The organism is Nocardia sp. JMUB6875 (genome assembly GCF_041154655.1).
In the GTDB taxonomy this organism is placed as follows: Bacteria; Actinomycetota; Actinomycetes; order Mycobacteriales; family Mycobacteriaceae; genus Nocardia.
Genome location: NZ_BAAFGR010000232.1, coordinates 1 through 9,159 on the forward strand (window position 1 = coordinate 1; position 9,159 = coordinate 9,159).

General features: G+C 66.7%; 9 protein-coding genes. 2 read left to right on the plus strand and 7 right to left on the minus strand.

Annotated features, from left to right (window positions below; all coding sequences use genetic code 11):
* Positions 1 to 17: 17 nt before the first annotated feature.
* The 4 genes from ACAM49_RS35910 to ACAM49_RS35925 form a co-directional block, all read right to left on the minus strand.
* A complete protein-coding gene (locus tag ACAM49_RS35910) occupies positions 18 to 1,847 on the minus strand; it encodes a long-chain fatty acid--CoA ligase (protein ID WP_369639992.1) in 1,830 nt (609 codons plus the stop codon).
* A gap of 189 nt (positions 1,848 to 2,036) precedes the next feature.
* A complete protein-coding gene (locus tag ACAM49_RS35915; RefSeq protein WP_369639993.1) occupies positions 2,037 to 2,714 on the minus strand; it encodes a GTP cyclohydrolase II in 678 nt (225 codons plus the stop codon).
* An 88-nt stretch (positions 2,715 to 2,802) separates the two neighbouring features.
* Positions 2,803 to 3,723 carry a GTP cyclohydrolase II RibA gene (gene ribA / locus ACAM49_RS35920; RefSeq protein ID WP_369639994.1) on the minus strand — a complete coding sequence of 307 codons (921 nt, stop codon included), beginning with the start codon at positions 3,721 to 3,723 and terminating at the stop codon, positions 2,803 to 2,805.
* A gap of 156 nt (positions 3,724 to 3,879) precedes the next feature.
* On the minus strand, positions 3,880 to 5,328 hold the full coding sequence (locus ACAM49_RS35925; protein ID WP_369639995.1) for a carbohydrate kinase family protein: 1,449 nt from the start codon (positions 5,326 to 5,328) through the stop codon (positions 3,880 to 3,882).
* A 498-nt stretch (positions 5,329 to 5,826) separates the two neighbouring features.
* Here ACAM49_RS35925 and ACAM49_RS35930 point away from each other — a divergent pair, with 498 nt between their 5' ends.
* A complete protein-coding gene (locus ACAM49_RS35930; protein ID WP_369639996.1) occupies positions 5,827 to 6,207 on the plus strand; it encodes a hypothetical protein in 381 nt (126 codons plus the stop codon).
* A gap of 151 nt (positions 6,208 to 6,358) precedes the next feature.
* The gene (locus ACAM49_RS35935) at positions 6,359 to 6,772 is read left to right on the plus strand and encodes a hypothetical protein (RefSeq protein ID WP_369639997.1); all 414 of its coding nucleotides are present in this window, start codon (positions 6,359 to 6,361) and stop codon (positions 6,770 to 6,772) included.
* Positions 6,773 to 6,884: 112 nt separating this feature from the next.
* On the opposite strand, the gene ACAM49_RS35940 is transcribed toward ACAM49_RS35935, so the two are convergent.
* From ACAM49_RS35940 to ACAM49_RS35950, 3 genes are all read right to left on the minus strand, one after another.
* Positions 6,885 to 7,964, minus strand: a complete 1,080-nt coding sequence (locus ACAM49_RS35940) for a quinone-dependent dihydroorotate dehydrogenase (RefSeq protein ID WP_369640000.1) — start codon at positions 7,962 to 7,964, stop codon at positions 6,885 to 6,887.
* An 18-nt stretch (positions 7,965 to 7,982) separates the two neighbouring features.
* Positions 7,983 to 8,246: a DUF5703 family protein gene (locus ACAM49_RS35945; RefSeq protein WP_369639998.1), complete on the minus strand. Its 264-nt coding sequence runs from the start codon at positions 8,244 to 8,246 to the stop codon at positions 7,983 to 7,985.
* The coding region (locus ACAM49_RS35950) for a YncE family protein (RefSeq protein WP_369639999.1) at positions 8,246 to 9,159 on the minus strand (914 nt) is incomplete at its 5' end. The genes ACAM49_RS35950 and ACAM49_RS35945, both read right to left, overlap by 1 nt.

Here is a 9,159-nt window from a genome sequence, read left to right on the forward strand (position 1 = left end):
GGGTGGCCGCCGCGGGGTCAGCTCATGTTGATCACGCCGTCGGGGGCGGGGGTCAGGTAGAGCGCGGCGATCTCGGTGGCGTATTTGGTGGCGATGGGGTTGCGCTTGAGTTTGAGGGTGGGGGTCAGTTCGTCGCCGCCGGGTTCCCAGCCGGTGTCGAGCAGGGTGAAGCGTTTGATCTGTTCGACGCGGGAGAGTTTGGCGTTGGCGATGGCGACGGCGGCCTTGATCTCGGCGATGATCTCCGGGTGCGCGGCCAGGGTTTTCAGGTCGGCGTCGGGGGCGCCCAGGGCCTTGGCGCGGACCACGGCGGTGTCGGGGTCCAAGACGATGAGCGCGGAGATGAACGGTTTGGCGTCACCGATCGCGACCACTTGGCCGACCAGGGAGGAGGCGGCCTTGACGGTGTTCTCGATATTGGTGGGAGACAGGTTCTTTCCCGCCTCGTTGATGATGAGTTCCTTCTTGCGGTCGACGATGCTGATGTAGCCGTCGCCATCGATGGTGGCGACGTCGCCGGTGTGCAGCCAGCCGTCGGAGTCGATGGCCTCGGCGGTCTTGTCGGGCATCTTGCGGTAGCCGCGGGTGACGATGCCGCCGCGCACCAGCAGTTCACCGTCCTCGCCGAGGCGGATCTCGAGGCCCTTCAACGGAACTCCGACGGTGCCCGGCTTGGGCTTGGCCAGCGGGGTGTAGGTGCCGACGCCGGAGGTTTCCGACATGCCCCACACCTCGGTGACGGTGAAGCCCAGGCCCAGCAGGTATTCCAGGGTTTCGGGCGGGATGGCGGCGGCGCCGGAGGCGGCGACCTTGAGCTCGTCGAAGCCGAGTGCGTGGCGCAGCTTGCTCAACACGAGTGCGTCGGCCAGCTTGTGCTGGACGTCGAGCAGCGCGCCGCGGCCGGTGCCGGCCAGGTCGGCGCGGGCGGCCTGGGCGCCGATGCCGATGGCCCATCCGGCCAGGGCCTTCTTCACCGGGCTGGCCTCGGTGGCGAGTTTGGCGTCGATGCCGGCCTTGATCTTCTGCCAGACGCGCGGGACACCGAAGAACGCGGTGGGGCGGGCGTCGGGCAGGGCGGCGGCGATCTCGCGCGGGTCGGGGACACAGGTCATCTGGACGCCGGTGAACAGGTTGGCGCAGTGGCCGGAGATGCGGTCGGCGACGTGGGCGGCGGGCAGGTAGGACACCGAGCGGTCGTCGAGGCCGACGGTGAGCGGGCCCTCGACCAGGCCCACGATCTGGGCGACGACATTGGCGTGGGTCAGCTCCACGCCCTTGGAGGGGCCGGTGGTGCCGGAGGTGTAGATCAGGGTCGCGACATCCTCGGGCTTGACCGCCTTCCAGGCGGCGTCGAAGTCGAAGTCCTGTTTGGGCGCGGCTTCCACCTCGGCCAGGGTCAGTGTGCCCGTGGCCGAACCTTCCACCAGCACAATGTGTTCCAGCTCGACACCGGCCGAGCGCACGGTGTCCAGGAACGCCGGTTCGGTGATGACGAGCTTGTTCTCGGCATTGGTGAACAGATGCGCGATCTGCTCGGGCGAGCTGGTGTTGTAGATCGAGAACGGCGTCGCCCCCACGTGCAGCGCCGCGGTGTCGACCAGATTGAACTCGGGCCGATTGGTCAGCATGATCCCGACGGTGTCGCCCGGCCCCACTCCCAACCCGGCCAGCCCCGCCGCGATGGCGCGCACCCGCTGCCCGTACTCACGCCAGGTGATCTGCCGTGTCCCCCCGACAGTCCGCAACGCCACCTGCTCCGGCCGCAGCGTCAACGTTTCCTGAAACGCCTCCGGAATCGTGTGAACGGTCTTCCCAGATGCGTGCGCATACCCGATGTCAGTCGTCATAACCCTTTTTCCCGATTGCCTCTCGCTGTACCGCGCCACCTCGCGCACCCACCGCGCGAACCCCGACGTCCGAGAGAACGACCAACCCGATCCCGCGATGGCCACGCGCCAGCTGTGGCGCGGCTCACTCATCGTGCCAGATCCCCGCGTGTGTGTCTCGGGCTACACCGGCCACACTGGTGGCCGAATTTACCGATTCGCATGCCGCAGGGCCGCATCCACAGTGGGTGCGCGACCTGTCGACGCGGTTCTGCCGCAGGGTTCCGGGTAGCTGTGGTTGGCGCCTCGCCGTTTGGCCTCCATGTAGAGCGCGGCGCGCTCGCTGCGAGGCTCGGTCGCCAAGGGCACCGCTTGGACATCGAGTCCAGCGTCCTGCACCGCCTGCAGTTTGTCGGGATTGTTGGTCATCAATCGCACCGAGCGCAGACCCAGATAGGTCAGCGCGTCCGCCGCGTGATCGTAGGACCGGGAGTCAACTGGATGGCCGAGCATCCGGTACGCGTCGAAGGTGTCCGCGCCGGTCTGCTCGCCGGTCCGCAGGCCCATCGCCTTCACGATCAGGCCTGCGCCACGCCCCTCCTGCTCCAGGTAGATCAGCACACCCTGGCCGTTCTCGTCCTGGATCAGATCCATCGCCAGCTCGAGTTCTGGCCCGCAGTCGCAATCGTCGGATTGCAGCGCGTCGCCGTAGAGACACCGCGAGTGGATCCGGACCAGACAGCCGTCGCCTGGATGACCGAAGACCAGGACGTGGCCGACGATCTGCTCGACCGTCCCATCGGGTTTGTCGCGCAGTTCCATCACCCGCACCGGCATCTCCCGGCCCTTGCGCGAGAGCGAATGCTCGGTCAGCTGAAGGTCTTCCACCGCGTCCCCAGAGATAGTCCGCCTCAAGCAATTATGGACGAACCTTCCGCTGCTCCGTGGCGAGGTACGCAAAATGGCGGAGTCATGATCAACGAAGATCGTTATACCGCAACCGATTACGCGAAAGGAGAGATCGTGTGCGCGCGGTCAGCAAACGACGGCGGGGGGAAAAGTACCGTCCGGCAATCAGACCGATGATGCCGGCCAGACCGACCGCGGAGGCGGCGAATGCTCCCGGGAGCACATGCGCCGGAGGACCCAGCCACTCCCAGACGGTAATCGCATGCGGCCGCAGGAACCTTGCCAGTTCCGCAAGGCCGAGCCCGAAAATCACCGGCATACACGCACGCCGTACGCGGCCGACCTGCCGATGCATCCACCACCATCGCGGCAGGTAGTGCCCACGGTGAATCCGCTTGGCGCGCAGATAATCGCGCACCGAGGTGTTGGGCGGATCGACGTGCAGCGACACCATGGTGACCGTCAGGCCCTCCTCGCGCAGCACGCGCACCTTGTCCGGGTTGTTCGTCAGCAGACGAACCGAGGTCAACCCGAGCGCCAGCAGGATGAGCGCAGCGTCGGTGTAACTGCGAGTGTCGGGCTCGAGCCCCATCATCCGATAACTGTCAAAGCTATCCTTACCGTACTGTTGGCTGATCCGGTAACCCCGAGCCTTGTCGACTAGACCGGCTCCACGCCCCTCCTGTTCGAGGTAGACGAGGACCCCACAGCCTTCGAACTGGATCTGGTCCAAGGCGATCCGCAATTCGGGGCCGCAGTCACAGTCGTCCGAGGCCAGGGCGTCACCGTAGAGGCAGCGGGAATGCAAGCGCACCAGGCAGTCATCTTTAGGATTGCCAAAAACTAGCGCGTATCCCAAGGATGCATCGTGACCTACCGGCACGACGCGAAGATCGATGCCCTGCCCTCGACGCAGAAATCGATGTTTCGGCTCCACCGACTCCCGGTGCCGCACTCCGTCACATACATCCCCGACCAGCGTCTCCACGCAAACCCCTGACCTAGTCACGTGAACTTTTCGAACACACAGACACCCGCCCGACCGAACGAGCAACAGCCCCACGACGTCGGACTCGGCGCAGTTTAGCGCCCAGCCGTCCGGCACGTTTCGGTTCAGCGCCAGTGTCGGATTACTGAACATTTGCTATTGGTCGGAATCGTCGTGGTCTGGGCCGTCGCCATCGCGGGCGATGAGGTCTTCGATGCGCTCGATCGACGGCACGGCATCGGGGTTGAACACCGACCCGGACGCCTCCATCGCGATCATGGCCCACAGGAAGTCGTGACGCTCCGCCCGGCAACCGGACATAACCAGGCGGTAGGTCAGTGCCGAAGCGAAAGCCGATGCCGCACCGGCAGTACCCGGTAGTACCGACGGCGATCTCGAAATCTCGAGCGGTGCCCGACGGCTGCGGTGGACGGCGCACCGCGATCCGTCGAGCAGGCACACCGCGCCGGTCCCGAAGCAGAGGATCCGTGTGATCGCTTCCTCGAAGGATTCACCGGGCCATAGATTCTCCAGCTCGGCCTGGCTGCCGATCAGGTAGTCGACCGCACGCAGATAGCGGTGGATCGCCATCGGAAGCACCTGTGCGGGCGAGACATTCACGATCAGCCAGGGCGGGTCCGCTACCCGATCCACGCCCGTTTTCAACGCATCGACCACACGCAGGATCTGTGCGGCCACCTCGGCGGATTGTTCAAAGGTCAGTACCACCGCCTTGGATTGCCGGATCACCTGATCGATCGGCAATCGATCCAGATCCTCTTCGTCGAGCCAGGTGCGACTCTGCTTGAACGCGATTGCCGCGTATTGCCCGCTGAGGTTCATCAGGACCGCGGTCTCCGGTGTGCGCGCATCCGACTTCACGCGGATCAAGCTCGTATCGACATCGTTCTCCACCAGGTAGTCCTGAATCCAGCGGCCTTCCGCATCGTCTCCGACCGCGGACATGAGCCTGACGTCGAGCCCGAACTTCGCCAGTGCCACAGCACGTTTCAAGCCCTTCCCGCCCGGGTGGCGGCGGTGATCGCCCCACACCGACGTGCCCAGCTCCGGAATCTGTTCCACGACATAGATGTCGTCGATAACAGCGTCTCCGACGATGGTCACCATGCCGCTGCGCGGCGTCAGCGGGACCGAACCGGACACCAGCTGCGTCGCCAGCGCCGTGAAGGCCTCGGTTTCGGGAGCTCCGCGCAGGCTCCGAACCGTCGGAGGGGGCGGAATGAAGCTGGCATGCCATGCTTCGTGCAGCTCATGCCACCGCTGTGTCACATACCGGCGGCGCTCACCGAGATCGGATGCATAGAGTTCGTCGAGATCGATACCCGCAGGCATGGTTTCGCGCAGGAGCCCCAGACGCAACTCCGCATCGGCGATCAGCCTTTGGGTAGCGGGCAATTGACCGGCCGCCAGGGCGATCACCGCCGGGACCGCCGCCTGCGGCGTGATCCCCAGCGCGTGTGCATAGCGGCGGACAACGCTGAGCTGCACCAGTGCGGTGGTGTCGATCTCCGTGCTGCCCAGCCGGATCGAACTCAGGCCCGACCGTTTGCGCAGGCGAATGAGGATGCTGCGCACAGCTGCCATTCCGGGATCCTGCGAGGTCGCCACTGCGACTTTTCCTCGTGCGCGATCCTTGCCCATCGGCCACCAACTCGCCGCCAACGATACCGCCGACTAGGTTTAGCGAACAGAATAGTCGTCAATTCCCTTGTGGAAACGGCAAATGCCGAAAGTCGTCGGCAAATGCCATACTTGAAGCGGCGAAATATCGTCCTCCCCAGAACGGTTCGGGAGGTGCTGGTGGTGGCAGCGGTGCATCTTCTCCGGCGCATGCGCCGGGGCAAGCGCATAGCAAGTGGCGAACCCGAAAGCGATCACGATGTCGACGGGGTGCTGACCCGCACAGGCCTTGTCGCCTGACCGCAACATCCCCTCATCCGCACAACCCGTCACCACCCGACGCGCATGCGTCCATCACGGGCCGCGACCTAACCGATTGCCGGACAAGGGACTCCTCTCACCAGGAGGATGTCGATACGACAGCATCACGGGCGGCGACGGCACCATCCGCAGGAGACCGTCGTGATTTACGAGAGCAGCCGATCGATCACCAGCAGTGAGACGCCCGAGTGGGCGCGGCGTCTGGCGCGGGATGAGCCGGCGTGGAAGTTGAGTTGGCGCAATGAGCCGCTGTTGACGCGGGCCGAGGCCCGGGCCGCCATCGAGCTGACCGAAATATGCAGTGGCGTAGGCGAGCTCGACGACCGGGCGGAGGCACTGGCGGCACAGTTGGGGACCACGGTTCGCGAGGTGCAGGCGATTTTGCAGCAGCGTCGACGCGAGCGCGGGGAGTCGCGGCGGTGTTCGATGCGGTGGAACGGCACGCGGTGGTGGTGGAAATGGCGGCGGCCGTGGAATTTCGGGCTAATGCGATTTTTCGGACAGTTTTCGAGAAATTCGTGAGGCTCATGAAATACCGGATGGTTGGAATGCGATGTGGGGAAAAGACTTGATGAGGGGATGGTGGGGTCCGCGGCAGCGAACGCTACGGCGGGCGGAATTGGGCGCGCAACGGTGATCCCGTGGTTCGCGTCGATAGCCCTGGGAGGAATGCATGAGTATCGATATGACCGCACGGGAGATGAGAAGTGATCTCAGCCCGGAGTACGCGGTGCGCGTCACCGGCTACGGGGAGGGGGAGTGGCGGTTGAGTTGGTTGCCTCGGCGGCGGTTGTCGTGGGAGCAGGCTCGGGCGGGGATGGAGTTGGACGAGTTGTTGTCGGATCCGGCGGTGGTTTACGACGAGCGGGCGCATGCTGCGGCGGCGATGCATGCGGCGCGGTTGGGGATCGGGGTGGATCGGGCGGTGATTCTGCTGGCGCAGCGGTTGGCCGAGCGGATGCATCTGGACGGAGGGGCCGCTGCGCGGGACGATGACGAGGCAACGATGCCGATTGTGCTCGAGATTTTCGGCGAATCGCGTCGACCTGCCCATGCGGGGGCTCGGTCACGTCACCTGTGGGGGTGAGTGAAAGTCGTTGCTGCCGGGGGTCGGACCGGGCACCGATACGATGCCGACCGCGCGCTCGGCTGGCCCCGGGGGCCGAGTGAGCGGCGCGGTCGGCGGTGATGCGCTGTGATCAGGCGCGGGTTTTGTGTTCGGCGCCTACGGCTTCGGAGAGGCTGGTGTAGCCGTGGGCGCGGAGTTTGGTGGCGAGGCCGCGGTGGATGTGTTTGGCCCACAACGGGCCGCCGTAGATGAAGCCGGTGTAGCCCTGGAGCAGGGAGGCGCCGGCGAGGATGCGGTCCCAGGCCTGGTCGGCGGTTTCGATGCCGCCCACGGAGATGAGGACGAGTTTGTCGCCGACGCGGGCGTAGAGGCGGCGCAGGACTTCCAGGGAGCGGTCCGCGACGGGCGGGCCCGAGAGGCCGCCTGCGCCAAGGGGTTCCACCTCGGTGGAGGGGGTTTTCAGGCCGTCGCGGCGGATGGTGGTGTTGGTGGCGACGATGCCGGCCAGGCCCAGTTCCACGGCCAGATCGGCCACGGCGTCGATGTCGTCGTCGGACAGGTCGGGGGCGATTTTGACCAGGACCGGGATGGAGACCTCGTCGAGGACCGCTTGCAGGATGGGGCGCAGGGATTCGACGGCTTGCAGGTCGCGCAGGCCCGGGGTGTTGGGGGAGGACACGTTGACGACCATGAAGTCGGCCAGGGGGCCGAGCAGTTTCGCGGAGATGGCGTAGTCGGCGGCGGCGTCCTCGGGTTCGACGACCTTGGTTTTGCCGATGTTGGCGCCGATGGGGACGCCGCCGGGCAGGCGGTTCGCGAGGTGTTCGGCGGCCGCGGCGGCGCCGAAGTTGTTGAATCCCATGCGGTTGATGAGCGCGCGGTCCGCGGGCAGGCGGAACAGCCGGGGGGCGGGGTTGCCGGGCTGGGCCGCCGCGGTGACGGTGCCGATCTCGGCGTAGCCGAAGCCGAGGGGTCCCCAGGCGTCGACGCCGTCGGCGTTCTTGTCGAACCCGGCGGCCAGACCCAGGGGCGCGGGGAAGTCCACGCCGAACACGCGGGTTGCCAGGATCGGGTCGTCGGCGACGAGCAACGCGGTGGTGAGCGTGCGGCCCGGGGCGAACCGGGTCGCGAGCTTCATGGCGGCGAAGGCCAGATGGTGGACGCGTTCCGGCGCGAGCAGGAACATCACCTTCAGCAACAGGGCGTACAGGCGCTCATACATAGGGGGTTACATCACCGCCTCGGGTGTCGGGGATAGGAGGGGAGTCTTGCGGCGGCGCAATAACACCCGGCGGGAGCCGTCGGTGTAGGCGCGTACCCGGGAGAGCTCCCAGCCGCTGTATTCCGCGTGGATGGACAGCCGGAGGGCGGCGGTGACCCTGCTGACGCCGGGAGGCAGCCGCAGGGGCACGTATTCCCATTCGTCGCTGGATTCCTCCCAGCCTTCCGGTAATGTGCGCGATTGGTGCGCCGATCGTGAGGCCCGAGCCATCACTGCCCTCTCTTCCGCTGGTCCGCGCCGATCCGCTGCAGACCGTCGCCGGTCGCGGATCCCACGAACATGTCACCGGTGCGGTCGTCGATGGTCACCGCGTTGGGCTGGCGCACCGTCGGGTAGCGCCCCACCTCTACCGGTATACCCGTCGACAGGTCGTAGCCGACGACTTCGTTGCTGCCTGTCAGCGTCACCCACACGGTCTCGGACCGCTGATCGTAGGCGAGTGCGTAGGGAGCAGAGCCTACCGGGAAACGCTGGTGCAGGACCAAAGGATCGGCGGTGTAGACCAGCAGTTCGCCCCCGGCGGTGTCGGTGACGAGGCGGCGGCCGAAGTGGTCGCCGATCATGTTCGTGGCCCCGTCGCCCGCGCGCAGCGACAGCCCGAGCTTGCTGTCGCCGTCGAGGGCGACGACCGCGGTCTGGCGGCGGTCGAGCACGACCACCGCGCCGTCGCGCGCGTCGATGGCGTCGGCCGAGGACAGGCCCGAAATGCTGTGGCGCACAGTGCCGTCGGCGTCGAGCAGCAGCACTTTGCCGTTGCCCAGGCCGGCGACGAGCCCGCCGTCGGGGCGCAGCGCGACCGCGCGCACGTCACCGTCGACGGTGACCTCACTGATCGTGCCGCTGGCGGCGTCGACGCGCAGGATCTTGCCGGGCACCGCGACCAGGATCTCCCCGGGCTTACCGGGCGCGAGCGCGGCGGCCTTGCCGGGCAAGGTGATCGGGCGGGTGACGCCACCGGCGATGAGCTGCAGGGTGGTGCCGGAGTCGGTGACCGCGGCCAGTGCCCCGGTGCCGGGTTCGTCGAGCAGCAGCGAGATCGGCGCGCTCGGGGTCACCACCCCGGCGGGGGTGGCGGCGGCGGCGGGTGCGGCCGCGGGGGTGGCGGGTTCGCGACTGGGGTTGT

Coding starts and splice junctions, on each gene's coding strand:
- ACAM49_RS35910 (WP_369639992.1), bottom strand. CDS start 1,847: ATGACGACTGACATCGGGTATGCGCACGCATCTGGGAAGACCGTTCAC.
- ACAM49_RS35925 (WP_369639995.1), bottom strand. CDS start 5,328: ATGGCAGCTGTGCGCAGCATCCTCATTCGCCTGCGCAAACGGTCGGGC.
- ACAM49_RS35935 (WP_369639997.1), top strand. CDS start 6,359: ATGAGTATCGATATGACCGCACGGGAGATGAGAAGTGATCTCAGCCCG.
- ACAM49_RS35945 (WP_369639998.1), bottom strand. CDS start 8,246: ATGGCTCGGGCCTCACGATCGGCGCACCAATCGCGCACATTACCGGAA.